At 69.8% G+C, this 23,945-nt stretch carries 27 protein-coding genes, 5 tRNA genes and 1 pseudogene; 23 read left to right on the top strand and 10 right to left on the bottom strand.

Translation table 11 applies throughout. The features are described from left to right. The first annotated feature begins 26 nt into the window (after positions 1–26). Both OG972_RS12755 and gltX read left to right on the top strand, forming a co-directional pair. Positions 27–812, top strand: coding sequence for a fumarylacetoacetate hydrolase family protein (locus OG972_RS12755; protein ID WP_266981119.1), 786 nt, complete (start codon positions 27–29; stop codon positions 810–812). Then, positions 805–2,316: a glutamate--tRNA ligase gene (gene gltX, locus OG972_RS12750; RefSeq protein ID WP_266981117.1), complete on the top strand. Its 1,512-nt coding sequence runs from the start codon at positions 805–807 to the stop codon at positions 2,314–2,316. Before OG972_RS12755 ends, gltX begins: the two co-directional genes overlap by 8 nt. A 65-nt stretch (positions 2,317–2,381) precedes the next feature. Here gltX and OG972_RS12745 read toward each other — a convergent pair whose 3' ends face one another. Next, positions 2,382–2,882 (bottom strand): tetratricopeptide repeat protein, encoded by a 501-nt coding sequence (locus OG972_RS12745; protein WP_266981115.1) that lies wholly within the window; start codon positions 2,880–2,882, stop codon positions 2,382–2,384. A gap of 85 nt (positions 2,883–2,967) precedes the next feature. Between OG972_RS12745 and OG972_RS12740 the strand changes: the two genes are divergently transcribed. The 6 genes from OG972_RS12740 to OG972_RS12715 all read left to right on the top strand — a co-directional run bounded on the left by OG972_RS12740 (position 2,968) and on the right by OG972_RS12715 (position 4,257). Further along, complete coding sequence (locus OG972_RS12740; RefSeq protein ID WP_266981113.1) at positions 2,968–3,687, top strand: HAD family hydrolase; 720 nt, start codon at positions 2,968–2,970, stop codon at positions 3,685–3,687. Positions 3,688–3,774: 87 nt separating this feature from the next. Then, positions 3,775–3,846 (top strand) — tRNA-Gln (locus OG972_RS12735). A 24-nt stretch (positions 3,847–3,870) separates the two neighbouring features. Then, positions 3,871–3,943: transfer RNA gene (locus OG972_RS12730), tRNA-Glu, on the top strand. A 60-nt stretch (positions 3,944–4,003) separates the two neighbouring features. Next, positions 4,004–4,076: transfer RNA gene (locus OG972_RS12725), tRNA-Glu, on the top strand. A gap of 12 nt (positions 4,077–4,088) precedes the next feature. Continuing rightward, a tRNA-Gln gene (locus OG972_RS12720) sits at positions 4,089–4,160 on the top strand. Positions 4,161–4,184: 24 nt separating this feature from the next. Continuing rightward, positions 4,185–4,257: transfer RNA gene (locus tag OG972_RS12715), tRNA-Glu, on the top strand. Between the two features lie 86 nt (positions 4,258–4,343). Here the strand turns inward: OG972_RS12715 and OG972_RS12710 are convergent. Continuing rightward, complete coding sequence (locus tag OG972_RS12710) at positions 4,344–4,985, bottom strand: MerR family transcriptional regulator (RefSeq protein WP_266981111.1); 642 nt, start codon at positions 4,983–4,985, stop codon at positions 4,344–4,346. Between the two features lie 91 nt (positions 4,986–5,076). Here OG972_RS12710 and OG972_RS12705 point away from each other — a divergent pair, with 91 nt between their 5' ends. After that, positions 5,077–5,583 carry a DUF4188 domain-containing protein gene (locus tag OG972_RS12705; RefSeq protein ID WP_266981109.1) on the top strand — a complete coding sequence of 169 codons (507 nt, stop codon included), beginning with the start codon at positions 5,077–5,079 and terminating at the stop codon, positions 5,581–5,583. Between the two features lie 118 nt (positions 5,584–5,701). Here OG972_RS12705 and ndgR read toward each other — a convergent pair whose 3' ends face one another. After that, entirely contained in the window at positions 5,702–6,418 is a 717-nt protein-coding gene (gene ndgR / locus OG972_RS12700; RefSeq protein WP_030928691.1) for an IclR family transcriptional regulator NdgR, read from the bottom strand. Positions 6,419–6,593: 175 nt separating this feature from the next. Between ndgR and leuC the strand changes: the two genes are divergently transcribed. The 4 genes from leuC to OG972_RS12680 all read left to right on the top strand — a co-directional run bounded on the left by leuC (position 6,594) and on the right by OG972_RS12680 (position 9,756). Beyond that, on the top strand, positions 6,594–8,018 hold the full coding sequence (gene leuC, locus OG972_RS12695; RefSeq protein ID WP_266981105.1) for a 3-isopropylmalate dehydratase large subunit: 1,425 nt from the start codon (positions 6,594–6,596) through the stop codon (positions 8,016–8,018). A gap of 5 nt (positions 8,019–8,023) precedes the next feature. Continuing rightward, positions 8,024–8,617 carry a 3-isopropylmalate dehydratase small subunit gene (gene leuD, locus OG972_RS12690; RefSeq protein ID WP_266981103.1) on the top strand — a complete coding sequence of 198 codons (594 nt, stop codon included), beginning with the start codon at positions 8,024–8,026 and terminating at the stop codon, positions 8,615–8,617. Between the two features lie 104 nt (positions 8,618–8,721). Continuing rightward, positions 8,722–8,949 carry a hypothetical protein gene (locus OG972_RS12685; protein ID WP_072487271.1) on the top strand — a complete coding sequence of 76 codons (228 nt, stop codon included), beginning with the start codon at positions 8,722–8,724 and terminating at the stop codon, positions 8,947–8,949. A 144-nt stretch (positions 8,950–9,093) separates the two neighbouring features. After that, on the top strand, positions 9,094–9,756 hold the full coding sequence (locus tag OG972_RS12680) for an HU family DNA-binding protein (RefSeq protein WP_266981101.1): 663 nt from the start codon (positions 9,094–9,096) through the stop codon (positions 9,754–9,756). Between the two features lie 111 nt (positions 9,757–9,867). On the opposite strand, the gene OG972_RS12675 is transcribed toward OG972_RS12680, so the two are convergent. Both OG972_RS12675 and cofC read right to left on the bottom strand, forming a co-directional pair. After that, positions 9,868–10,071: a hypothetical protein gene (locus OG972_RS12675; protein WP_037689929.1), complete on the bottom strand. Its 204-nt coding sequence runs from the start codon at positions 10,069–10,071 to the stop codon at positions 9,868–9,870. A 10-nt stretch (positions 10,072–10,081) separates the two neighbouring features. After that, positions 10,082–10,765 (bottom strand): 2-phospho-L-lactate guanylyltransferase, encoded by a 684-nt coding sequence (gene cofC / locus OG972_RS12670; RefSeq protein ID WP_266981097.1) that lies wholly within the window; start codon positions 10,763–10,765, stop codon positions 10,082–10,084. A 163-nt stretch (positions 10,766–10,928) separates the two neighbouring features. Here cofC and OG972_RS12665 point away from each other — a divergent pair, with 163 nt between their 5' ends. Genes OG972_RS12665 through OG972_RS12655 form a run of 3 tightly spaced genes read left to right on the top strand, consistent with a single transcriptional unit; the run spans position 10,929 to position 13,906 of the window. Further along, positions 10,929–11,681 (top strand): 1-acyl-sn-glycerol-3-phosphate acyltransferase, encoded by a 753-nt coding sequence (locus tag OG972_RS12665; RefSeq protein ID WP_266981095.1) that lies wholly within the window; start codon positions 10,929–10,931, stop codon positions 11,679–11,681. Then, complete coding sequence (locus OG972_RS12660; RefSeq protein WP_266981094.1) at positions 11,678–12,688, top strand: NAD(P)H-dependent glycerol-3-phosphate dehydrogenase; 1,011 nt, start codon at positions 11,678–11,680, stop codon at positions 12,686–12,688. Before OG972_RS12665 ends, OG972_RS12660 begins: the two co-directional genes overlap by 4 nt. A 60-nt stretch (positions 12,689–12,748) precedes the next feature. Next, entirely contained in the window at positions 12,749–13,906 is a 1,158-nt protein-coding gene (locus OG972_RS12655; protein WP_266981092.1) for a D-alanine--D-alanine ligase family protein, read from the top strand. 7 nt (positions 13,907–13,913) lie between these two features. Here the strand turns inward: OG972_RS12655 and OG972_RS12650 are convergent, their stop codons facing one another. After that, a complete protein-coding gene (locus tag OG972_RS12650; RefSeq protein WP_266981090.1) occupies positions 13,914–14,402 on the bottom strand; it encodes a DUF3515 domain-containing protein in 489 nt (162 codons plus the stop codon). Positions 14,403–14,422: 20 nt separating this feature from the next. Then, entirely contained in the window at positions 14,423–14,656 is a 234-nt protein-coding gene (locus OG972_RS12645; RefSeq protein WP_064070330.1) for an Lrp/AsnC family transcriptional regulator, read from the bottom strand. Positions 14,657–14,976: 320 nt separating this feature from the next. On the opposite strand from OG972_RS12645, the gene OG972_RS12640 reads away from it, so the two are divergent. Together OG972_RS12640 and thiD are read left to right on the top strand one after the other, a co-directional pair. After that, complete coding sequence (locus OG972_RS12640) at positions 14,977–15,948, top strand: thiamine-phosphate kinase (protein WP_266981089.1); 972 nt, start codon at positions 14,977–14,979, stop codon at positions 15,946–15,948. A 10-nt stretch (positions 15,949–15,958) separates the two neighbouring features. Continuing rightward, the gene (gene thiD, locus OG972_RS12635) at positions 15,959–16,774 is read left to right on the top strand and encodes a bifunctional hydroxymethylpyrimidine kinase/phosphomethylpyrimidine kinase (protein WP_266981087.1); all 816 of its coding nucleotides are present in this window, start codon (positions 15,959–15,961) and stop codon (positions 16,772–16,774) included. Between the two features lie 112 nt (positions 16,775–16,886). On the opposite strand, the gene rpmB is transcribed toward thiD, so the two are convergent. Then, a complete protein-coding gene (rpmB, locus tag OG972_RS12630) occupies positions 16,887–17,072 on the bottom strand; it encodes a 50S ribosomal protein L28 (RefSeq protein WP_030928661.1) in 186 nt (61 codons plus the stop codon). 258 nt (positions 17,073–17,330) lie between these two features. Here rpmB and OG972_RS12625 point away from each other — a divergent pair, with 258 nt between their 5' ends. Further along, positions 17,331–18,968: a DAK2 domain-containing protein gene (locus OG972_RS12625; RefSeq protein WP_266981085.1), complete on the top strand. Its 1,638-nt coding sequence runs from the start codon at positions 17,331–17,333 to the stop codon at positions 18,966–18,968. A 38-nt stretch (positions 18,969–19,006) separates the two neighbouring features. On the opposite strand, the gene OG972_RS12620 is transcribed toward OG972_RS12625, so the two are convergent. Next, positions 19,007–19,381, bottom strand: a complete 375-nt coding sequence (locus OG972_RS12620; protein WP_266981083.1) for a hypothetical protein — start codon at positions 19,379–19,381, stop codon at positions 19,007–19,009. Between the two features lie 289 nt (positions 19,382–19,670). On the opposite strand from OG972_RS12620, the gene OG972_RS12615 reads away from it, so the two are divergent. Then, a complete protein-coding gene (locus OG972_RS12615) occupies positions 19,671–20,129 on the top strand; it encodes a hypothetical protein (RefSeq protein WP_266991047.1) in 459 nt (152 codons plus the stop codon). A gap of 11 nt (positions 20,130–20,140) precedes the next feature. Here OG972_RS12615 and OG972_RS12610 read toward each other — a convergent pair. After that, positions 20,141–20,359 (bottom strand): annotated as a pseudogene (locus OG972_RS12610) (HSP90 family protein); the annotation flags it as partial. Between the two features lie 146 nt (positions 20,360–20,505). Here OG972_RS12610 and recG point away from each other — a divergent pair. From recG to coaD, 3 genes are all read left to right on the top strand, one after another. After that, positions 20,506–22,725 carry an ATP-dependent DNA helicase RecG gene (gene recG / locus OG972_RS12605; protein WP_266981081.1) on the top strand — a complete coding sequence of 740 codons (2,220 nt, stop codon included), beginning with the start codon at positions 20,506–20,508 and terminating at the stop codon, positions 22,723–22,725. 115 nt (positions 22,726–22,840) lie between these two features. Beyond that, positions 22,841–23,425, top strand: coding sequence for a 16S rRNA (guanine(966)-N(2))-methyltransferase RsmD (gene rsmD, locus OG972_RS12600; protein WP_266981079.1), 585 nt, complete (start codon positions 22,841–22,843; stop codon positions 23,423–23,425). A gap of 26 nt (positions 23,426–23,451) precedes the next feature. Then, the gene (gene coaD, locus OG972_RS12595) at positions 23,452–23,931 is read left to right on the top strand and encodes a pantetheine-phosphate adenylyltransferase (RefSeq protein ID WP_266990445.1); all 480 of its coding nucleotides are present in this window, start codon (positions 23,452–23,454) and stop codon (positions 23,929–23,931) included. Positions 23,932–23,945 lie beyond the last annotated feature (14 nt).

Here is a 23,945-nt window from a genome sequence, read left to right as displayed (position 1 = left end):
CAGCAAGTGAGGGGCGACAGCATCCCGTGCGCATCGCCAGGTTCTCCATCGACGGCAATGTCGCCTTCGGCGCGGTCGAGGGCGACGGCACCGTCGGCTCCGGTGACCTCGTCCTCGACATCATCAAGGGCATTCCGTACGCCGACTTCGAGCTCTCCGGCACCAAGGTCCCGCTGAGCAAGGTCCGGCTGCTGCCGCCCGTGCTCCCCAACAAGGTCGTGGCCATCGGCCGCAACTACGCGGAGCACGCCGCCGAACTCGGCAACGAGGTCCCGGACGTACCGGTCGCCTTCTTCAAGCCCACCACCTCGGTGATCGGCTCCGGGGACGCCATCGAGTACCCCTCCTTCTCCAACGAAGTGCACTACGAGGCCGAGCTGGCCGTCGTCATCGGCCGTATGTGCCGCGAAGTGCCGCGTGAGCGGGTCAAGGACGTCATCTTCGGCTACACCTGCGCCAACGACGTCACCGCCCGCGATGCCCAGAAGCGTGAGAAGCAGTGGGCCCGGGCCAAGGGCTTCGACACGTCCTGCCCGCTCGGCCCCTGGGTGGAGACCGACCTCGACCCCAGCGACCTCGCCATCCAGACCACGGTCAACGGCGAGCAACGCCAACTGGGCCGTACGAGCGAAATGATCCGCTCCATCGAGGACCTGGTCGTCCACATCACGGAGGCGATGACGCTGCTCCCGGGCGACGTGATCCTCACCGGCACCCCGGCAGGGGTCGGGCCCCTGCACGTCGGCGACGAGGTCGCCGTCACCATCGAAGGCATCGGCACTCTCACCAACAAGGTGATCAAGCGTGGCTAACACGAACTCCCCCAAGCTCTCGGCTTCGCTCGAGCAGGGGGTACCCCCCCGCGTACGTTTCTGTCCCTCCCCGACCGGTAACCCCCACGTGGGCCTGGTCCGCACCGCCCTGTTCAACTGGGCGTTCGCCCGGCACCACGGCGGCACCCTGGTCTTCCGCATCGAGGACACGGATGCGGCGCGCGACTCCGAGGAGTCGTACAACCAGCTGCTCGACTCGATGCGCTGGCTCGGCTTCGACTGGGACGAGGGTCCCGAGGTCGGCGGCCCGCACGCCCCGTACCGGCAGTCGCAGCGCATGGACATCTACAAGGATGTCGCCCAGAAGCTCCTGGCCGGCGGTTACGCGTACCACTGCTACTGCACCACCGAGGAGCTCGACGCCCGCCGCGACGCCGCCCGCGCCGCCGGCAAGCCGTCCGGCTACGACGGTCACTGCCGCGACCTGAGCGCCGAGCAGATCGCCGCGTACGAGGCCGAGGGCCGGACGTCCATCGTCCGCTTCCGGATGCCCGACGAGGCGCTCACCTTCACGGACCTGGTCCGCGGCGAGCTGACCTTCCAGCCGGAGAACGTGCCGGACTACGGCATCGTCCGGGCCAACGGCGCGCCGCTCTACACGCTCGTCAACCCGGTCGACGACGCGCTGATGGAGATCACCCACGTCCTGCGCGGCGAGGACCTGCTCTCCTCCACACCGCGCCAGCTCGCGCTCTACAAGGCGCTGATCGAGCTCGGCATCGCCAAGGGCACCCCCGCGTTCGGCCACCTCCCGTACGTCATGGGCGAGGGCAACAAGAAGCTCTCCAAGCGTGACCCGCAGGCCTCGCTCAACCTCTACCGTGAGCGCGGCTTCCTCCCCGAGGGGCTGCTCAACTACCTCTCGCTGCTCGGCTGGTCGATCGCCGAGGACCGCGACATCTTCTCCATCGAGGAGATGGTGGCCGCGTTCGACATCAAGGACGTGAACGCCAACCCGGCGCGCTTCGACCTGAAGAAGTGCGAGCACATCAACGCCGAGCACATCCGCATGCTCGACGTGAAGACCTTCACCGAGGCGTGCGGCCCCTGGCTGAAGGCGCCGTTCGCCCCGTGGGCCCCGGAGGCCTTCGACGCCGCGCAGTTCGAGGCCATCGCCCCGTATGCCCAGACCCGCGTCACCGTCCTCTCGGACATCACGGCCAACGTCGACTTCCTCTTCCTCGACGAGCCGGTCGAGGACGAGGCGTCCTGGAACAAGGCGATGAAGGAGGGCTCCGACGCCCTCCTCACCACGGCCCGCGCCAAGCTGGCCGACGCCGAGTGGAACGCCGAGGCCCTGAAGAACGCGATTCTCGCCGCGGGCGAGGAGCACGGCCTGAAGCTCGGCAAGGCCCAGGCCCCGGTCCGCGTCGCCGTCACCGGCCGCACGATCGGTCTGCCGCTCTTCGAGTCCCTGGAGATCCTGGGCCGCGAGAAGACCCTGGCCCGGATCGACGCGGCAAGGGCGAAGCTGGCCGCGTAAGCGGCTCCCGTACACCCGAAGGGGCGGTCACCGGTCCGTACCGGTGACCGCCCCTTCTGCATGCCTCAGACGGTCTCGTCGAGGTCCTGCGCGTAGTGCTCGATGGCCCGCCGGTACCGCTGTACATACGCGTCCTGGCTGGTCGTGGCCAGCAGGCTCAGCAGGATCTGCATGGCCTCGTGATGCTGCTCGGTGTTGAACAGGGCCATCGCGAGGAAGGACTGCAGGGCGCCGTCCCCGGGGAACTCCGCGACGCCAAGTCGCAGCGTCTCGACGGCCTTTGCGTACTGCCCCAGTACCCGATAGGTGCTGCCGAGCCCGAGCAGCGCACCGTGGCGGTCCTCCTCCGACAGCCCGGTGCCCCGCAAGCTGCGTTCGTAGAAGGGGACGGCTTCGGCCTCCAGGCCCAGCGCGTCGTGGACCCAGGCGGTCTGGTAGGCCACCTCCGCGTCCTCCGGATGCCCGGCGGCAAGCATCAGCAGCCGCTCTCTGGCCTCTTCCGCCCGCCCCTGCTCGCGCAGCCCGACGGCCTCGGCCAGCAGACTGTCCCTGTCATGCTCACTCATGCACGCATTGTCACAGGTTAGGCGTCGCGGGCGGGGTTCAGGGCATTTCCCGGCCCTCTCACCGGGCGGGCGGTAGCGTGGCCGTATGCTGATCCGAGCCGTGCTCTGGGACATCGACGACACGATCTTCGACTACACGGGCGCCGACCGCGTCGGCCTGCAGAAACACCTGGAGAGCGAGGGTGTGCCCGGCGGCTACGGTTCCGCCACGCAGGCCCTCGATGCCTGGCGGGCGATCACCGACGTCCACTGGGCGCGTTTCGCCGCCGGGGAGACCGACTTCCAGGGGCAGCGCCGGGACCGGGTCCGTTCGTTCCTCGGACGGCCGCTCACGGACATGGAGGCCGACGACTGGTTTGCTCGGCACCTCGCCCACTACGAGGCCGCCTGGTCGCTCTTCCCTGACGCCCTGCCGGTCCTGGACGTGCTGGCCGGCCGCTACCGGCAGGCCGTCCTGTCGAACTCCAGCATCGTCAATCAGGACCGCAAGCTGCGCACCCTCGGGGTGCGGGACCGTTTCGAGGCTGTGGTGTGTGCCGTGGAGCTCGGCATCTCCAAGCCCGAGGCCGCCGCGTTCCATGCCGCCTGCGAAGCGCTCGGGCTGGAGCCGCAGGACGTCGTGTACGTCGGAGATCACCCGGACATCGACGCAGCCGGGGCGGTTGCGGCGGGGCTGAAGGGGGTCTGGCTGGACCGGGGCGGGTGCGGCGGACGGCCCGAACTGGAGCGCATCACCGGTCTCGATCAGCTCCCCGGACTGCTGGCGGGTGATACCCGTTTTGGAGCGCCGGACACCTTCGGGTAATGTTCTTTCTGCGCCGCCCGAGCGGGCCGGAAGATCCGGTCGGGAAGCGCAAGCCAAACAAGAACCCCTCTGGGGGTTGAGTTTTGGTGGGCTATGGTGTAATTGGCAACACTACGGTTTCTGGTACCGTCATTCTAGGTTCGAGTCCTGGTAGCCCAGCGCAGATCTTCATCTGTACAACACGCCCCCGTTGTGTAGCGGCCTAGCACGCTGCCCTCTCACGGCAGTAGCGCCGGTTCGAATCCGGTCGGGGGTACAGATCCTTCCCGCGAGATCATCTGGGTCGCACCCACGATTTCGATGCAGGATCGCTAGGGCCCCCGTTGTGTAGCGGCCTAGCACGCTGCCCTCTCACGGCAGTAGCGCCGGTTCGAATCCGGTCGGGGGTACGGTTTTCACCATGGGCTATGGTGTAATTGGCAACACTACGGTTTCTGGTACCGTCATTCTAGGTTCGAGTCCTGGTAGCCCAGCGCAGATCTTCATCTGTACAACACGCCCCCGTTGTGTAGCGGCCTAGCACGCTGCCCTCTCACGGCAGTAGCGCCGGTTCGAATCCGGTCGGGGGTACAACAGAGCAAACAATCAAGGGTCCTTCACTTCGGTGAGGGGCCCTTGATTGTGCCCGGGACCCGTTGCGCACGGGCCCGTCGCACTCAGAGTCCGTACCGCCGATTCGACTCCTCCTCCTGGGCCAGCCGGCGCAGCGACAGCAACAGCGGTTCGTGGAGCACGACCGAGGCCACCGCCATCTCCACCTGCTCCGCTCCTGCCGGATAGGACTCCATCATGTCCAGGTCGCGGACCGCGACTTGCTCCATGAGGCGGGCCTGCTCGGTCAAGTACTCGATGTCGCAGGCGTAGCCGAGCCGGATGAGTGTGGCCATCGAGGCGACCAACGAGCGATATGTGGGGTCCAGGGAACCGAGTTCCTGCACGAACGCCCAGCCGAGCCGGTCGAGAAGCCGGTCGACCTCGTGGCGCGCTGATTCCGTCTCCGGGGCGTCCTCGTCCGGCTCGGGGCCGTGCGGCAGCGACCAGAGGGCGGCGCCCAGCCGGATCGTGCGGCCGAGGGATTCGTCGTCGACATGGGCCAGTACCTCGCGGGCCGTTGCCACCGGGAGGCGGCCCACCTGAATCAGTGCCCGCACCAGACGCAGCCGGCGCAGATGGCTCTCGTCGTACTCGGCCTGGGTCGCGCTGATGCGTTCACCGGGCGCCAACAGCCCCTCACGCAGGTAGTACTTGATCGTCGCCGTCGAGACGCCGCTCTGCTTGCTCAGTTCCGCGAGTCGCATGTTCTGTGCCTTCCCTTGCGCCACCCCTTGGGCAGTGTCACTATCCAATCATTGGATAGCCGCACTCTCCAACATGATCAGGGGGCAAGGCATGCGTGCGAAGCCGATACCGGGGCGGACGACCGCGGCAGCCGAGGGGGACGTGGTCGTCCTGCTCATCGGGATGCGCATCAATCACTTCTGGGGCGTGCACCACTGGCTGCCGGTCTTCGTGGCAATGCCGCGCATGCTGCGGGAGTTGAGCCGGGACAGGAGCCGCGGGCTGCTCGGCTACACCCTGCTGTCCGGATCGCCGAGGACGTACTACGTCGTCCAGTACTGGGAGTCCAAGGAGAAGCTCTACGCGTACGCCGCCGCGCCCGACATGTTCCACCGCAAGGCCTGGGCGATGATGAACCGCAAGGAGAAGAAGTCCCGGCAGCACGTGGGGCTGTGGCACGAGACATACGTCGCGCCCGAGGGGTCGTACGAATCGATCTACGCCGACATGCCGCCGTACGGACTGGCTGCGGCGACGGGCGTGCTGCCGATCGAGGAGCGGGGACGGAGGGCGGCGGACCGTTTCGCGCACCGCTCGTCCACGGAACGGAAGGGCTGAGAGGGGGCCGTCACGACGCTGGGACGGCCGGGGAACGATTTCTTGCTCTGCCGGGCCTGCGTGCCGGGCTTGTGCGGCAGGCGGGTCCGAGGCTGCGCCTGTGTACGTGATCCGTACGTCAGCCGTTGCGGCGCAGGGCCTCGCTCAGCCGGGCCGCCGAGTCGATGACCGCCTGGGCATGCATCCGTCCTGGGTGGCGGGTCAGCCGCTCGATCGGTCCGGAGACCGAGACCGCGGCGACCACCCGGTTCGACGGCCCGCGTACCGGCGCCGAGACCGAGGCGACGCCCGGCTCCCGCTCGCCGATCGACTGGGCCCAGCCCCGGCGGCGCACGCCCGAGAGCGCCGTCGCCGTGAAGCGGGCGCCCTGGAGGCCGCGGTGCAGGCGCTCCGGCTCCTCCCAGGCCATCAGGATCTGGGCCGATGAGCCCGCCTTCATGGTCAGGGTGGAGCCCACCGGCACGGTGTCCCGCAGTCCGGACAGCCGCTCCGCCGCAGCCACGCAGATCCGCATGTCGCCCTGCCGGCGGTAGAGCTGCGCGCTCTCGCCGGTGATGTCCCGCAGATGCGTGAGCACCGGGCCCGCCGTCGCCAGCAGGCGGTCCTCGCCTGCCGCGGCCGCGAGCTCCGCCAGTCGGGGGCCGAGGATGAATCGGCCCTGCATGTCCCTCGCCACCATCCGGTGGTGTTCCAGTGCCACAGCCAGTCGATGAGCCGTGGGTCGTGCAAGCCCGGTCGCCGCGACCAGTCCGGCGAGGGTGGCCGGACCGGACTCCAGGGCGCTCAATACCAGAGCCGCCTTGTCGAGAACGCCGACGCCGCTAGAGTTGTCCATACGACGATACTCGCGTCTCACTCTGTGAAACGCAAGTTCAATTTCCGGCAGAAGTTGCGAACCTGTAGGGGCGGCCGCACAACGGCCCGTAGCCACCGCCCCGCACGGGGGTCCGGACGGCGGCGCACCGAAATCTCTAGTTGGGCCGGCGAAGACGCCGGCCGGAGGGAAAGCGATGGGTAGGACACTCGCGGAGAAGGTCTGGGACGACCACGTCGTCCGGCGCGCGGACGGCGAGCCCGATCTTCTCTTCATCGATCTGCACCTGCTGCACGAGGTGACCAGCCCCCAGGCCTTCGACGGCCTCCGGCAGGCCGGACGCCGGGTGCGGCGCCTCGACCTCACCATCGCCACCGAGGATCACAACACCCCGACCCTCGACATCGACAAGCCGATCGCCGACCCGGTCTCCCGAGCCCAGTTGGAGACCCTGCGCAAGAACTGCGCGGAGTTCGGCGTACGGCTGCACCCGCTGGGCGACGTCGAGCAGGGCGTCGTGCACGTGGTCGGCCCGCAGCTGGGTCTGACCCAGCCCGGCACCACCGTCGTCTGCGGCGACTCCCACACCTCCACGCACGGCGCTTTCGGCGCGCTGGCGTTCGGTATCGGCACCAGCCAGGTCGAGCACGTCCTGGCCACGCAGACGCTGCCGCTGGCCCGCCCGAAGACCATGGCGATCACCATCGACGGTGAACTGCCCGACGGTGTCACGGCCAAGGACCTGATCCTCGCGATCATCGCCCGGATCGGCACCGGCGGCGGCCAGGGCTACATCCTCGAATACCGCGGCTCCGCCATCGAGAAGCTCTCGATGGAAGCCCGGATGACCATCTGCAACATGTCGATCGAGGCGGGCGCCCGGGCCGGCATGATCGCCCCGGACGAGACCACGTTCGACTACCTGAAGGGCCGCGACCACGCCCCGCAGGGCGAGGACTGGGACGCCGCCGTCGCGTACTGGAAGACGCTGCGCACGGACGACGACGCGGTCTTCGACGCCGAGGTCGTCATCGACGCCGCCGAACTGGCGCCGTTCGTCACTTGGGGCACCAACCCCGGCCAGGGCGCGCCGCTGTCGGCCAACGTCCCCGACCCGGCTTCGTACGAGGACGCCTCGGAGCGGAACGCCGCCGAAAAGGCCCTGGAATACATGGGGTTGACCGCCGGACAGCCGCTGCGCGAGATCAACGTCGACACCGTATTCGTAGGCTCCTGCACCAACGGCCGGATCGAGGACCTGCGCAACGCGGCCGCGATCCTGGACGGCCGCAAAGTCGCCGACGGCGTACGGATGCTGGTTGTCCCGGGCTCGGTCCGGGTCGCCCTGCAGGCCGTCGAGGAGGGCCTGGACAAGGTCTTCACCGCGGCCGGCGCGGAATGGCGGCACGCGGGCTGCTCGATGTGTCTCGGCATGAACCCCGACCAGCTGGCCCCCGGCGAGCGCTCCGCGTCGACCTCGAACCGAAACTTCGAGGGCCGGCAGGGCAAGGGCGGCCGTACCCACCTGGTCTCCCCGCAGGTCGCCGCCGCCACGGCCGTGCTGGGCCACCTGGCCTCGCCGGCCGACCTGTCCGACGCCCTTACCTCCGCCGGAGTCTGAGAACCATGGAAGCTTTCACCGCACACACCGGCCGGGCCGTCCCGCTGCGCCGCAGCAACGTCGACACCGACCAGATCATCCCCGCCCACTGGCTGAAGAAGGTCACCCGCGACGGCTTCGAGGACGGGCTCTTCGAGGCATGGCGCAAGGACCCCGAGTTCGTCCTCAACCGGCCCGAGCGGGACGGCGCAACGGTCCTGGTGGCCGGTCCCGACTTCGGTACCGGGTCCTCCCGTGAACACGCCGTCTGGGCCCTGCAGAACTACGGCTTCAAGGCCGTCATCTCCTCCCGGTTCGCCGACATCTTCCGCGGCAACTCGCTGAAGAACGGGCTGCTGACCGTGGTCCTCGACCAGGAGGTCGTCGACGCACTGTGGGACCTGACCGAGGCCGACCCGGCCGCCGAGGTCACCGTCGACCTGGAGGCGCGCCAGGTCCGGGCCGAGGGCATCACCGCCGACTTCGAGCTCGACGAGAACGCCCGCTGGCGACTGCTGAACGGGCTGGACGACATCAGCCTCACCCTTCAGAACGAAGCGGACATCGCGACTTATGAGGCGGCAAGGCCGACCTTCAAGCCGCGTACAATTAACGCCTGAGCAGCGCGTTTCCAGTACTGCGCCCCCTGCCTTCTGGTAGGGGGCGCAGTCGCTTGTTGAGACCCCGTCGGGCGACAACTCGCCCCAGATGGCACAATCGGTGCATGGAACGCGACAGCCAACTCAAGCTTTATGGCCAAGTCGCCGACCGATTGAAGGAAGCGCACACAAGAGTGCGCGCACTGCAAGTCCCGGAGGGCGTACGGATGGCGCTGTCCCGGAAGCTGTTGGTCATCACGGCTGCGGCGAAGCACGATCTCCCGGATGCGGCAAGGCGTCTGGACCGGTTGATGAAGGACCTCGATGAGGGCCGATTCCCCGAAGGTGACTGACCTCTGCGGAACTGCGCAGCGGTCGACTTCGTTGCGGCACTAGGGTGATTAGCCCGTTTCGTGTTTGATTTGCGGTATATATCTGCCTAACGTGCGAAAACGCTTGAACACTTACGTTCTGGCAATGTCTCCGAAGGGGAAGACGTGAACAAGGCACAGCTCGTAGAAGCGATTGCCGACAAGGTCGGCGGCCGTCAGCAGGCCGCGGACGCTGTCGACGCGGTACTCGACGCGATCGTCCGTGCAGTTGTCGCGGGGGACCGGGTCTCGGTCACCGGTTTCGGCTCGTTCGAGAAGGTCGACCGCCCGGCCCGCTACGCCCGCAACCCGCAGACGGGTGAGCGCGTGCGGGTCAAGAAGACCTCGGTGCCCCGTTTCCGTGCGGGACAGGGCTTCAAGGACCTGGTCAGCGGCTCGAAGAAGCTTCCCAAGCACGATGTGGCCGTGAAGAAGGCGCCCAAGGGCAGCCTCACGGGCGGTGTTTCCGCCCGTGCGATCACCAAGGCCGCCGCCAAGAAGGCCACCGCCAAGAAGGCCGCGGCGAAGAAGGTCACCGCCAAGAAGACCGTGACGGCGGCGAAGACCGCCGCGGCCAAGAAGACCGCCGCGAAGAAGACCACCGTGGCGGCCAAGAAGACCACGGCAGCCGCGAAGACCACCGCAGCGGCGAAGAAGACGACGGCTGCCAAGAAGGCCGTCGCCGCCAAGACCGCGCCCGCCAAGAAGGCCACGGCGAAGAAGGCGCCCGCGAAGAAGGCCACGGCGCGCAAGACCACGGCCAAGAAGGCCGTCGCACGGAAGAAGTGAGACCGAGCAGCGCAGGGCTCCTCACACGCGCCGGGCCGGGCTCCCCTCGGGGAGCCCGGCCCGCGGGCTGTCCGGGGTGCGTTCAGCGGCCCAGCGGGCCGGACGCGCCCTTCAGAACGTCTGCAGCGTCACCAGGGTGATCCGCAGCGTCGCTCCCTCGCCCTCCACCTCGATCCGCACCCGCTGCCCCGGGCGCAACAGCCGCAGGCCGCCCGCGTCGAAGGCCGGGGCGTCGAATTCCACCGGGGTGCCGTCGTCGAGCAGCACACTGCCGGTGCGGGTCTCGGGGTCGTACGTGTACGAGGTCGCCTGCATGAACGGCAGCCTATCGGTCCCTCGCGGGCACTTCCGCGGCCAAGCTGCCCGCCGTGTGCGGACCCACCCCGAGGGCCAGCGCGGCCCGCAGATCGGCGCCGGTGTCCACGTCCTGGCGGACCGAGTCGATGCCGGACGGGACTATTTCCACCGCGCCGGAGGCAAGATGCCGGGCCCGGGACGGACCTCCGAAAGCCGGACGCAATTCCACCCCCACCGAAGCCGACAGAAAAGTCGTGCCGATTCCCGCCGCATCCGTAACAAATGCGCGCGGAAATTCAGCGGCGAATTCGAGCACCCGGGACAATTCCGCGGGACGCAGCGCGGGCAGATCCGCGTTGAGCGCGGCGACTGCGGCGGCGGGCCTTCGGTCGCGCATCGCCCGCTCGCCATGGGCCAGCGCGGCGTTGAGTCCGGCGGCCGGTCGGTCGGGAACGATGCGCGCGCCGAGCGCCGAGAGCGCGGCCCCGGCCATCGGGTCGTCCGTGACGACCACCACATCCCGTACGGCCCGGCAGGCCAGCGCGGCGGCCACGGTGTCCTGGGCGAAGGCCAGAGCGAGCCGGGGGCGCAGCAGCGGGCCCGTTGCCTGCGTCAGCCTGCTCTTGGCCCGCGCCAGCGGCTTCAACGGGACGACCAGGGACCACACCCCGGTCCGGTCGGTGTTCGTGGCGATCTCCCCCTCGGTGCGCATCGCCGCTTATTCTCGCCTGCCGGTACGACAACCCGGTGCGACAACCCGGAGGGGCGGCCCCGGGGGTGGGGCGTACGGTGTTCTCGACAGAGCAGGGGCCTGGGGCGAGACTTGACCGCCACAGGCAGGCAAACACGTCAGGTCCGTAGAGGAAGGTGTCCGAGTGTCCGGCCGCAGAATCGGCTTCTGGTACCGCCTGGCGGCGGTCATCGCAAAACCGCCGCTGGTGGTTCTGTTCAAGCGTGACTGGCGGGGAATGGAGCACATTCCGGCCGAAGGCGGATTCATCACTGCGGTCAATCACAACTCGTATCTGGACCCGCTCTCCTACGGTCATTTCCAGTACAACACCGGCCGGGTGCCGCGGCTCCTCGCCAAGGCGGGGCTCTTCAAGACTCCCTTTGTCGGAATGATGCTGCGTGGCACCGGACAGATCCCCGTGTACCGCGAGACGACCAACGCGCTGGACGCCTTCCGGGCCGCCGTCGACGCCATCGAGCGCGGCGAATGCGTCGCCTTCTACCCGGAGGGCACCCTCACCCGCGACCCCGACATGTGGCCGATGGCCGGCAAGACCGGCGCCGCCCGCGTCGCGTTGATGACGAAGGCCCCGGTCATCCCCGTTGCCCAGTGGGGCGCGAACCTGGTGATGCCGCCGTACGCCAAGGAGAACAAGCTCCAACTCTTCCCGCGCAAGACCCTCCAGGTGCAGGCCGGTCCGCCCGTCGACCTCTCCCGGTTCTACGACATGGAGCCGACGCCCGACGTCCTGCGCGAGGCGACCGAGGTCATCATGGCCGCGGTCACCGCCCAGCTCGAAGTCGTACGCGGCGAGAAGGCCCCCGCCGAGCTCTACGACCACCGCAAGGCGCGTGCCGAACAGCGGCGCAAGGCCGAAGGAGAGGGACCCAAGTGACGCACCCCGTAAAAGCAGCCGTCTTCGGAACCGGCTCATGGGGTACGGCCTTCGGCATGATCCTCGCCGACGCCGGCTGCGAGGTCACCCTCTGGGGCCGTCGCGCCGAGCTCGCCGAGGCGGTCAACACGACCCGTACCAACCCCGACTACCTGCCGGGAATTGAGCTCCCCGAATCCATCAGGGCAACCACCGACGCCGCCGAGGCGCTGCGCGGCGCCGACTTCGCCGTGCTCGTCGTGCCGTCGCAGACGCTGCGCGCCAACCTCGCCGACTGGGCCCCGCACCTCGAACCGGACACCGTCCTCGTCTCGCTGATGAAGGGCGTCGAACTCGGCACCGCGAAGCGGATGAGTGAGGTCATCGAGGACGTCACCAAGGTCCCCGCGGACCGCATCGCCGTCATCAGCGGCCCCAATCTGGCCAAGGAGATCGCCGAACGCCGCCCCGCCGCGGCCGTCGTCGCCTGCCAGGACGAGTCGGTGGCCCGCCGCCTCCAGGCCGCCTGCCACACGCCGTACTTCCGCCCGTACACCATCACCGATGTGGTCGGCTGCGAACTCGGCGGCGCGGTGAAGAACGTCATCGGTCTCGCCGTCGGCATCGCCGACGGGATGGGCCTCGGTGACAACGCCAAGGGCTCGCTCATCACCCGCGGCCTCGCCGAGACCACCCGGCTCGGTCTCGCCATGGGCGCCGACCCGCTGACGTTCTCCGGACTCGCGGGCCTCGGCGACCTCGTGGCGACGTGCTCCTCGCCGCTGTCGCGCAACCACACCTTCGGCACCAACCTCGGCCGTGGCATGACGCTGGAAGAGACCATCGCCGTCACCAAGCAGACCGCCGAGGGCGTCAAGTCCTGTGAATCGGTGCTCGATCTGGCGCGCCGGCACGGCGTCGACATGCCCATCACGGAGACGGTCGTCTCCATCGTCCACGAGGGCAAGCCGCCGATGGTCGCTCTGGGCGAGCTGATGTCGCGCAGCGCGAAGGCCGAGCGGCACTGACGCCCGACCGGCCCCGGTGACGCTGACGCGACCCGTACCAGCAGGTACGCTCATCGCGATATGAGCAGCGAGAACCTCCCCCAGAGCCCGAAGCAGCAGCTCCGCAAGCCGCGTGTGGCCGTCGTGTTCGGCGGCCGCAGCTCCGAACACGGTATTTCGGTCGTCACGGCAGGTGCCGTCCTGAACGCCATCGACCGGACGAAGTACGACGTCCTGCCGATCGGCATCACGACGGACGGCCGCTGGGCGCTCACCGCCGACGAGCCCGAACGCATGGCCATCACGGACCGGAAGATGCCGGACGTGGCCCAACTGGCCGAGTCCTCCGAGGGCGGCGTGGTGCTCTCCGTCGACCCCGGCAGCCGCGAAGTGGTCTACAGCGAGCCCGGCTCGGTGCCCAAGGCGCTCGGCGAGGTCGATGTCGTCTTCCCCGTCCTGCACGGCCCGTACGGCGAGGACGGCACCCTTCAGGGGCTCCTGGAGCTGTCCGGCGTGCCGTACGTGGGTGCCGGTGTGCTCGCCTCGGCGGTCGGCCAGGACAAGGAATACATGAAGCGGGTTTTCACCTCGTTCGGGCTGCCCGTCGGCCCGTACGTCGTCGTCCGCCCCCGCGAATGGGACAACGACCGCCCCGCCGCCCGCAAGCGCATCGTGGACTTCGCCGGGGAACACGGCTGGCCGCTCTTCGTGAAGCCCGCGCGGGCCGGCTCGTCCATCGGCATCACCAAGGTCGACGACCTCTCCGGACTCGACGAGGCGATCGAGGAAGCCCGCCGCCACGACCCCAAGTTCCTCGTCGAGTCGCTGCTGCGCGGCCGCGAGATCGAGTGCGGGGTGCTGGAGTTCGAGGACGGACCGCGTGCCAGCGTGCCCGCCGAGATCCCGCCGGTCACCTCGCACGACTTCTACGACTTCGAGGCCAAGTACATCGACTCGGCGTCCGGGATCGTGCCCGCCCCGCTCACCGAGGAGCAGACCGCCGAGGTCCAGCGGCTCGCGATCGACGCGTTCGAGGCCGCTTCCTGCGAAGGCCTGGTGCGCGCCGACTTCTTCCTCACCGAGGACGGCACGTTCGTCATCAACGAGATCAACACGCTGCCGGGCTTCACCCCGATCTCCATGTACCCGCGGATGTGGCAGGAGAGCGGTGTGAGCTACCAGGAGCTGGTCGACCGGCTGATCCAGGCGGCGTTGACCCGGTCCACCGGCCTGCGCTGACCCGGCGCTACACGCTGCTGGGGACCGTCTTCCTGACGGCCGGGGCGAACGCCGCCAGCGGGCTGGCGTCATGGGCGTACGCGGTCGAGAGCGTCACCTCGACATATGCCTTGCGATAGGTCGTGGTGAAGCGCGGACCGGCGTCCTCCGGCTGCTCCAGCAGCCAGTTGACGCCGTCCGCGTCGGTCCCCTTGGCCATGGGATCGTCCATCTTCGCGGGCCGGTCGACACCGCAGCGCAGTACGATCGCCCCGTCCCCCCAGGAGGCGGTCAGTACGGACCTCGGTCCGGAGTCGTCACGGTTCTGTCCGGCAACGGTCTCCGGCAGCTCCTTGTGCAGGGCACCGCAGTAGGCTGCGACTTCCGGCACCGGGGTGGGGACCGTGATCGACGCCGGGGAGCCCGTTGTGGAGCAGCCCGCCGCGGCCAGCACCAGAACGGCAGCGGACGGACCGAGAAACACGGGGCGGCGGAGCCGGCGGCGGAAGGACGTCACCGGCCCAGCGTAGACGGGGGCTACAGGTGGACGACCGGGCAGGTCAGGGTTCTGGTGATGCCGTCCACCTGCTGGACCTTGGCGACCACCATGCGGCCGAGTTCATCGACTGTGTCGGCCTGCGCGCGCACGATCACGTCGTAGGGGCCGGTGACGTCCTCTGCCTGGATCACTCCCGGGATTTTCGCGATGGTCTCGGCGACGGTCGACGCCTTGCCCACCTCGGTCTGAATAAGGATGTACGCCTGTACCACGGAACCTCCAGGGCGGCCACGAGGATCATGTGGGGGAAAGAGACGCCACGGTATCGCGTTGCCGAGGGCGGCGGGGAGACCTGTGGAACGGATGACGTCCACAGCGTGGCGCACGGATGCCATCAGTTGACGTATGCCTTGACAGTACCGACAGCACTGAAGGCCCGCGACCGCAAGCGCAGCGGTGCGGACGGGCGACAGGCATTCCAGTGACAACGGGGGCAGACTGCTCCCGGTGGCGGCCGGGCCACGGCCCGGACCACCGGCCGCCGACCCAGACCGGACATCCGTCCGGTGCGACAGATGAGAGGTGAGACTCGGTGAAGGGAACCGTGGGCGAGTTGGGGGAGTTCGGGCTCATCAAGGAGCTCACGTCCCGGCTCACCAGCACTCCGGCGGTACGGCTCGGACCTGGCGACGACGCCGCGGTCGTGGCCGCTCCCGACCGCAGGGTCGTGGCCAGTACGGACATCCTGTTGGAGGGACGGCACTTCCGCCGCGACTGGTCGACGGCGTACGACGTCGGACGCAAGGCCGCCGCACAGAACCTCGCCGACATCGCGGCCATGGGCGCCGTCCCCACCGCGCTGCTGCTCGGCCTGGTCGTCCCGGCCGAACTCCCGGTCACGTGGGCGGGCGAGTTGATGGATGGCATCCGTGACGAGTGCCAGGTCGCGGGGGCGGCCGTGGTCGGCGGTGACGTCGTCGGCGGGGAGACCATCACCGTCGCGATCACCGCACTCGGCGATCTGCGCAACCACGAACCCGTCACCCGGGCCGGCGCCCGACCCGGCGATGTCGTCGCCGTCACCGGCTGGCTCGGCTGGTCCGCCGCCGGGTACGCGGTCCTCTCCCGCGGCTTCCGCTCGCCGCGCGCCTTCGTCGAGGCCCACCGGCGCCCCGAACCGCCGTACCACGCCGGCCCTGCGGCCGCCGGACTCGGCGCCACCGCCATGACCGACGTCAGTGACGGACTCGTCGCCGACCTCGGCCACATCGCCGAGGCCAGCAAGGTCCGGATCGATCTGCGGTCCGGGCTGATCGACATCCCCTCGCAGATGTCCGACATCGGCCAGGCGGTCGGCGTGGACCCGCTCCAGTGGGTGCTCACCGGGGGAGAGGACCACGCGATCGTCGCGACCTTCCCCCAGGACGTGAAGCTGCCCGCCCGCTGGAAGGTGATCGGCGAGGTCCTCAACCCGTCGGCGCTGCCCCAGGTGACGGTCGACGGGGCCCCTTGGACCAGCAAGGGTGGCTGGGACCACTTCGGCGGCATCGAGGACGCCCAGTAGATTGAGGCGTATGCCCATATCTTCTGCCGCACCGCAGGTACCGCTCGTTCCACCCCGTGTGCTCACCGTCGCCGGATCCGATTCCGGCGGCGGTGCGGGCATCCAGGCCGACCTCAAGACGATGTTGGCGCTCGGCGTGCACGGCATGAGCGTGATCACCGCGGTGACCGCGCAGAACTCGCTGGGCGTCCAGGGCGCATGGGAGCTGCCCGTGGAGGCGGTACGCGCCCAGTACCGCAGCGTCGTCGACGACATCGGCGTCCAGGCGGTGAAGACCGGCATGCTCGCGTCGGCCGCCCTCGTCGAGACCGTCGCCGCACTTCTCGCGGGATCGGACGCCCCGGTGGTCGTCGACCCGGTGGGGGTCTCCAAGCACGGTGATCCACTGCTCGCTGCCGAAGCCCTCGATTCCGTACGGACGAAGCTGCTGCCGGTCGCCACGGTGGCGACCCCCAACCTGGACGAGGTGGCGCAGCTCACCGGCGTGACGGTCACGGACGAGACCGGAATGCGGCAGGCCGCGGCGGAGATCCTGGGATACGGGCCGCGCTGGGTCGTCATCAAGGGTGGGCACCTGCCAGGCGAACCGGTCGACCTCCTCACGGACGGCACCGAGGAGCACTGGCTGCGCGCCCCCCGCCACGACAACCGGCACACGCACGGCACGGGCTGCACCCTCGCCTCCGCGATCGCCTGCGCGCTGGCCGCGGGCGACGACGTACCGACGGCCGTACGGGCCGCGAAGGCATACGTCACCGGGGCGATCGCGGCGGGCTTCCCGCTGGGCACCGGGATCGGCCCGGTCCGGCACGGCTGGCAGCTCTGACGGCCCCCCCCCACAACGGGGAGACGGGGAGTGGGGGAGCACAGCAAAAAGCCGGTCCACCGAGGTGGACCGGCTTTTTGGGCAACCGGAAGGCTGCGCTACGACGGGAACGTCAGCGCGCGACCTTGCCGGCCTTGATGCACGAGGTGCAGACGTTGAGCCGCTTCGGCGTCCGACCGACCACGGCACGCACGCGCTGGATGTTGGGATTCCAGCGACGGGACGTACGGCGGTGCGAGTGCGAAATGTTGTTGCCGAAGCCCGGCCCCTTGCCGCAGACGTCGCAGTTGGCAGCCACGGGTCACTCCAAAGACTTCAGGTGCACTTACAGTGAATTCCGGCGCGCCGGAATCATTTGACTGAAGTGGCGGTACCGGAGGAAAGGCCCGACTCTCATCGGGCAACCGAAGCAGCATACAACGGCCGCGTCGGTAGAACGAAACTACCATGGGTTTCCCCGCAGTCTGCCCCGCCCCTGTCCCCGCCGGACGCACCGGGCGGGACTAGTCTGCGGTTTCAGTCAGCCCGTACGGCCGCTCTCCAGGAGGAACACCAGGTGCCGCAGACCGCCGACGACATGGACGCCGTCGCGGTGCGTGCCTGGTGCTCACTGGCGTTGGAGGCGTTGGGCCGGGAGCGTGAGGCGATCGACGCGATCAACGTCTACCCCGTCGCGGACGGGGACACCGGCACCAACCTCTATCTGACGGTGGAGTCGGCGGCGGCCGCCGTCGAGGCGGTCTTCGCCGCCCACGAGACCGGTACGTCCGTGCCCGCTCTCGCCGATGTCGTACGGGCCATGGCACACGGGGCGCTGATCGGCGCCCGCGGCAACTCCGGCACGATCCTTGCGCAGCTGTTGCGCGGCATGGCGGGGGTGCTGGCCGACGGGCACGACGCGGACCATCTGCGCCGCGCCCTGACCCGGGCCGCCGAGGCCGCCCGGCAGGCCGTCGCGCACCCTGTCGAGGGCACGGTGCTGACCGTGGCCACCGCGGCCGCCGAGGCCGCCGGGCGCACGGCGGGCGACCCGAGACCGGAAGCGGTCACGCAGGCGGCGTACGAAGGGGCGCGTACGGCACTGGACGCGACTCCCGGGCAGCTCGACGTCCTCGGGCGGGCGGGAGTTGTCGACGCCGGAGGCCGTGGCCTGGTGACCGTCCTGGGGGCGCTTGTCGAGGCGGTCTCCGGTGAGCCGCCCGCACGTGGGACCTGGGTGACGCCCGACATCGCACCCGTGACCGTTGCCGCCGCCGACGACTGTGCGGCAGGCGGACCGGCGGACGGACCCGCCTTCGAGGTGATCTATCTCCTGGAGGCCCGGGACGACGCCGTCGACCGGCTGCGGGCCCGGCTCGACGGGCTCGGCGACTCGCTCGTCGTGGTCGGCGGCGACGGGCTGTGGAACGTCCACGTCCATGTCGACGACGCCGGTGCGGCGGTGGAGGCCGGGGTCGAGGCCGGCAGGCCGTACCGGATCCGGATCACCCACTTCGGCGCCGATCGGGTCCACCCCCACCAGAGCGAGCCCGCGCAGCGCGGTGTCGTCGTGGTGGTCCCGGGCGACGGGCTCTCGGGGCTGTGCACGGAGGCCGGCGCGACCACGGTGCTCGCCCGCCCCGGGGAGCCACCCGCCAGCGGTGAACTGGTCGATGCGATCCGTCGCGCCCACGCCCGCGAGGTGGTCCTGCTGCCCAACGACGCGGAGCTGCGCCACACGGCCGCGGCGGCCGCTGAGCAGGCCCGTACGGAAGGCATCCGGGTCGCGCTGATCCCGACCCGCGCCGCCGTCCAGGGCATCGCGGCGCTCGCCGTCCACGAACCTGACCGCAGCTTCGACGAGGACGTGGTGGCGATGACCGCCGCGGCCGGCGCCACCCGGTACGCCGAACTGGCCGTCGCCGAGCGGCAGTCGTGGACCATGGCGGGCATCTGCCAGGCCGGCGACATCCTGGGGCTGATCGACGGCGATGTGGCGGTCATCGGCGAGGACGTGCCCGGCACGGCCCGGGCCGTCCTCGACCGGATGCTGTCGGCGGGCGGTGAACTCGTGACGCTGGTCCTGGGCGAGGACGTGCCGGACAGCCTGGCGGAGGCACTGCAGGAGCATGTGCGCGAGGGGTACCTGGCGGTGGACACGGTGGTGTACCGGGGCGGCCGCCAGTGCGCTCTGCTGCTGATCGGGGTGGAGTAGGACAACGCGCCCCGGGTCCGCCTCCGGCCAGGCAGCCATCAGGTCCGCCGCCGTCCGCCTGCCGAGGAAGACCGGGCCGGCGGCGGTGAAGCCGGTGGCGGCGCGGCGACGTGGACCAGCGCCTCCTCGTACGCCGTACGCGCACCGCCGTCCTCGTCCGGCGCGCCCTGGACATCCCGACCTTGGAATCGCACGCACCAGACCACGTCCGCTATCCGATCGAAGGTCACCCGACAGGCTCTCAGCGTGGGCATCCGTTCCGGCTCCGCGGACATGAACTCCCGCGCCGCCGCCGGTCCCGGCTGCCCCTCCCGGACCGCGATCCAGGCCCGCACCCGCAGCGTCCGTAGCAGGGCGTGCACGTCACCCAGCTCCCGCCACAGCTTCCCGGCCCGCGTATGCGCCTTCTCCACCCGGGAGTTGAGCCAAGGGCTGTCCCGTCATCCCTGGCGGACACACGACGGCAGCTACGGCACCTCGCTGCGTTGTCGGAACGCCCGAATACGCGCAGTGCGAGGACGCTCCTCCGCCTTGCGATGCGTCGCATCCGACGCCGCGCGCTGTTTCGCCAGGCACTACGGGACAACCCTTGGAGGAGCCCGGTACAGCGGCTGCCCGGCGAGGTCGGCGGGCATCGCGTGGTCGTGCTGCTCGGGCCCCCTCAGACTCCCGCTCTCGCCTCTCGCCCGCCTCGTCCGCCCCGTGCGAGGCGTCCAGCGCATGCTCGGCGGCCTCGGCGAACTGCCCGGCGCCACCGAGGATTTCGGCGAACTGAAGAGGGCGCCGGGCACGGCCGGGCGCCGGGACGAACGCCGCACCGTGCTCCGGGGCGGCGCGCGCGGTGCGTTCCGCCGTGGCGTGGTCCTGCACCTGCGCGGCGATCCGGGCGGCCTTCGTCTCGTACTCGGCGGCGTAGCAGGGGAGTCCGGCGGCGTCGGTCCCGGGGGTCGCCCGCGCCTACAGCCCGACGGCTTCCGGACCGTCGCCTCCGGTATGCGGCGATGTCGTCCGAGGAGACCCGATGCCTGCGCGATCCGCGTGGCCACCTCGCCCTCCGCGCACAGCGGTTCGGTGCAGGCGAGCAGTTCCCGTACGCCCCCTTCGAGAGAGGCGACCACGGATTCCGTCGACGGCTCGTCCGGGGCGCCGACCATCCGCTGACCGAGGATCCGCACCCGCATCTCGGCCGCGACGACGAAGCACGCCGGCGGCCCGATGCCGAACCGGCCGAGGAAGTCGGCGCGCGCCGAGGCCAGCCCCTCCGCCCCGTCACGTCGGGAGCTGCGGCCGATCGTCGCCGACAGGCTGTGCACATCGGTCTCGGTCCGACCGATCCCGCTGTCCTCGACCCGGAGCCACCCCTCGGCGGCGTACCGTCGTCGCAGCGCCGGTGGGGGACGGGCGACGGGGCGGGTCGGACGATCCCGCGAGGTGCGATCGCGAGCGAGAAGCCGGGGACCGGTCCCAGGGCGCGCAGACGTTTCCGACCAGGGGATTCCGGTGGTGCGGGCGACTTCTGTCAGTGGCGTGGTGTGCAATGGATCGCGTGTCCGCGTTCGATGAACCCCTGAAGAAACTGCTCGGCGGTGCCACCGCGAAGGTGATGGCCGAGCACCTCGGCCTGCACACGGTCGGTGATCTGCTGCACCACTACCCGCGGCGGTACGAGGAGCGTGGCCAGCTCACCGCGCTGGCCGACCTCCCGCTGGACGAGCACGTGACCGTCGTCGCCCAGGTCGCCGACGTGCGGATCATGATGTTCAACAACGGCAGGGGCAAGCGCCTGGAGGTGACCCTCACCGACGGCAGCGGCCGGCTGCAGCTGGTCTTCTTCGGCCACGGCGTGCACAAGCCGCACAAGGAGCTGCTGCCGGGCCGCCGGGCGATGTTCGCGGGCAAGGTCTCCGTCTTCAACCGGAAGATGCAGCTCGCGCACCCTACGTACCAGCTGCTCGACACCGCGGACGCCGACGAGGCCACGGAGGCGGTGGATGCCTTCGCCGGGCGGCTGCTGCCCATCTATCCCGCTTGCAAGCAGCTCGACTCCTGGCGGATCGCCAAGGCCGTCGACACCGTGCTGCCCAGCGCCCGGGACGCCGTCGACCCGCTGCCGCTCCCGCTGCGCGAGGGGCGCGGCTTCACCCCGCTGCCCGAGGCGCTGCTCAAGATTCACCGCCCGCAGACCAAGGCGGACATCGCCGACGCCAGGGACCGGCTGAAGTGGGACGAGGCGTTCGTCCTGCAGGTCGCGCTCGCCCGCCGCCGGTACGCGGACACGCAGCTCCCGGCGGTGGCACGCAGACCCAGGCACGGCGGGCTGCTCGACGCCTTCGACGCCAAACTGCCGTTCACCCTCACCGAGGGCCAGGAGAAGGTCTCCAAGGAGATCTTCGACGACCTGGCGACCGAGCACCCGATGCACCGGCTGCTGCAGGGCGAAGTCGGGTCCGGGAAGACCATGGTCGCGCTGCGCGCCATGCTCGCCGTCGTCGACGCGGGCGGACAGGCCGCGATGCTCGCCCCCACCGAGGTGCTCGCCCAGCAGCACCACCGCTCCATCACCGAAATGATGGGCGAACTCGCCGAGGGCGGCATGCTGGGCGGCTCCGACCTCGGTACGAAGGTGGTGCTGCTGACCGGATCCATGGGGATGGCGGCCCGCCGTCAGGCGCTGCTGGACCTGGTCACCGGCGAGGCGGGGATCGTGATCGGCACGCATGCGCTGATCGAGGACAAGGTGCAGTTCCACGACCTGGGGCTGGTCGTCGTCGACGAGCAGCACCGCTTCGGAGTGGAACAGCGCGACGCGCTGCGGTCCAAGGGGAAGCAGCCGCCGCACCTGCTGGTGATGACCGCCACCCCCATTCCCCGTACGGTCGCGATGACGGTCTTCGGCGACCTGGAGACGTCCGTCCTGGACCAGCTGCCGGCGGGCCGCTCGCCGATCGCCAGCCATGTCGTGCCCGCCAAGGACAAGCCGCACTTCCTCAGCCGCGCCTGGGAGCGGGTCCGCGAGGAGGTCGGGAACGGGCATCAGGCATACGTCGTCTGCCCCCGGATCGGTGACGACGCCGACGACGAGGCCGAGAAGAAGAACAGGAAGAAGGCTGCGGAGAAGGCGGCCGAGGAGGACGGGGAGAAGCGTCCGCCGCTCGCGGTCCTGGAGATCGCCGAACAGCTCGCCAAGGGTGCCCTCGCCGGTCTGCGCATCGAGGTGCTGCACGGCAGGATGAACCCCGACGACAAGGACGACGTGATGCGGCGCTTCGCCGCGGGCCAGGTCGACGTCCTGGTCGCGACGACCGTCATCGAGGTCGGGGTCAACGTCCCCAACGCCACCGCGATGGTGATCATGGACGCCGACCGGTTCGGCGTCTCCCAGCTCCACCAGCTCCGCGGCCGGGTCGGCCGCGGCTCCGCCGCCGGCCTCTGCCTGCTCGTCAGCGAGGCGCACGAGGCGAGCCCCGCCCGCGCCCGGCTCTCCGCCGTCGCCGCCACCCTCGACGGCTTCGAACTGTCCCGGATCGACCTCGAACAGCGCCGCGAGGGCGATGTCCTCGGCCAGGCCCAGTCCGGGGTCCGCACTTCCCTGAGGATGCTCTCCGTCATCGACGACGAGGAGGTCATCGCCGCAGCCCGCGAGGAGGCCGCGACGATCGTCGCCGCGGACCCGGACCTGGCCCGCCTGCCGGAGCTGCGCACCGCGCTGGCCGCCCTGCTCGACAAGGAGCGCGAGGAGTACCTCGACAAGGGCTGAGGACGGGGGCACGCACGGGGCCCCCGGGCCTCGGCGGGCCCGACGCCATATCGTGGAACGCACGGCGCCCGCCCCACCCCGGCGGGCCACCCCCCGACCCGAGGATCAGACACCCATGACCCGCGTGATCGCCGGCTCGGCCGGCGGACGCCGCCTGGCCGTCCCGCCCGGCACCGGCACCCGCCCCACCTCGGACCGCGCACGCGAGGGCCTGTTCTCCACCTGGGAAGCGCTCCTGGGCACCCTGGAGGGCATCCGAATCGCGGATCTGTACGCGGGCTCCGGCGCCGTCGGCCTCGAAGCGCTCTCCCGCGGCGCGGTCCACGCCCTGCTCGTCGAGGCCGACACCAAGGCCGCCCGCACGGTCCGGGACAACGTCCGTACGCTCGGTCTGCCCGGCGCCGAAGTCCGTACCGGAAAAGCCGAACAGATCGTGACAGGACCGGCGCCCGCGGACCCGTACGACGTGGTCTTCCTGGATCCGCCGTACGTGGTCACCGATGGCGATCTTGGCGAGATACTGCTCACACTCCGTGCTCAGGGCTGGCTCACGGACGATGCCCTCGTCACCGTGGAACGGAGCACCAGAGGCGGAGAATTCAACTGGCCCAAGGGATTCGAGCCACTGCGGGCCCGTCGCTACGGTGAGGGAACGCTTTGGTACGGTCGCGCCGCCTCTACGTGCGAAGACGCACGATGACCGCACCGGAGAGCGAGGGACTCAAGTTGCGCCGCGCCGTCTGTCCGGGGTCGTTCGACCCCATCACCAATGGACACCTCGACATCATTGGCCGCGCCTCGAAGCTGTACGACGTCGTACATGTCGCGGTGATGATCAACCAGTCCAAGAAGGGCCTGTTCACGATCGACGAGCGGATCGAGCTGATCCGTCAGGTCACCGCGGACTTCGGCAACGTCGAGGTCGAGTCCTTCCACGGCCTCCTGGTCGACTTCTGCAAGCAGCGCGACATCCCGGCGATCGTGAAGGGCCTGCGGGCCGTCAGCGACTTCGACTACGAGCTGCAGATGGCCCAGATGAACAACGGCCTCTCCGGGGTCGAGACGCTCTTCGTGCCGACCAATCCCACGTACAGCTTCCTGTCGTCCTCCCTGGTCAAGGAGGTCGCGACCTGGGGTGGCGACGTCTCGCACCTGCTGCCGCCGCTGGTCCACGACGCACTCGTCGAACGTCTCGCCCAGCAGTGATGCACTGACAGTCC

Source organism: Streptomyces sp. NBC_01669 (assembly GCF_026339735.1).
GTDB lineage: Bacteria > Actinomycetota > Actinomycetes > Streptomycetales > Streptomycetaceae > Streptomyces > Streptomyces yanii.
Note: the sequence above shows the minus strand (reverse complement) of the source record. Positions and strands in the feature narration are given on the sequence as shown.

Excerpts from the sequence above, each read along its gene's own strand:
- leuD (WP_266981103.1), top strand. The coding sequence starts at position 8,024 with ATGGAAGCTTTCACCGCACACACCGGCCGGGCCGTCCCGCTGCGCCGC.
- OG972_RS12710 (WP_266981111.1), bottom strand. The coding sequence starts at position 4,985 with ATGCGACTCGCGGAACTGAGCAAGCAGAGCGGCGTCTCGACGGCGACG.
- thiD (WP_266981087.1), top strand. The coding sequence starts at position 15,959 with ATGCCCATATCTTCTGCCGCACCGCAGGTACCGCTCGTTCCACCCCGT.
- OG972_RS12685 (WP_072487271.1), top strand. The coding sequence starts at position 8,722 with ATGGAACGCGACAGCCAACTCAAGCTTTATGGCCAAGTCGCCGACCGA.
- OG972_RS12675 (WP_037689929.1), bottom strand. The coding sequence starts at position 10,071 with ATGCAGGCGACCTCGTACACGTACGACCCCGAGACCCGCACCGGCAGT.
- OG972_RS12655 (WP_266981092.1), top strand. The coding sequence starts at position 12,749 with ATGAGCAGCGAGAACCTCCCCCAGAGCCCGAAGCAGCAGCTCCGCAAG.
- cofC (WP_266981097.1), bottom strand. The coding sequence starts at position 10,765 with ATGCGCACCGAGGGGGAGATCGCCACGAACACCGACCGGACCGGGGTG.
- OG972_RS12740 (WP_266981113.1), top strand. The coding sequence starts at position 2,968 with ATGCTGATCCGAGCCGTGCTCTGGGACATCGACGACACGATCTTCGAC.
- OG972_RS12745 (WP_266981115.1), bottom strand. The coding sequence starts at position 2,882 with ATGAGTGAGCATGACAGGGACAGTCTGCTGGCCGAGGCCGTCGGGCTG.
- ndgR (WP_030928691.1), bottom strand. The coding sequence starts at position 6,418 with ATGGACAACTCTAGCGGCGTCGGCGTTCTCGACAAGGCGGCTCTGGTA.
- recG (WP_266981081.1), top strand. The coding sequence starts at position 20,506 with ATGGATCGCGTGTCCGCGTTCGATGAACCCCTGAAGAAACTGCTCGGC.
- rsmD (WP_266981079.1), top strand. The coding sequence starts at position 22,841 with ATGACCCGCGTGATCGCCGGCTCGGCCGGCGGACGCCGCCTGGCCGTC.
- leuC (WP_266981105.1), top strand. The coding sequence starts at position 6,594 with ATGGGTAGGACACTCGCGGAGAAGGTCTGGGACGACCACGTCGTCCGG.
- OG972_RS12705 (WP_266981109.1), top strand. The coding sequence starts at position 5,077 with ATGCGTGCGAAGCCGATACCGGGGCGGACGACCGCGGCAGCCGAGGGG.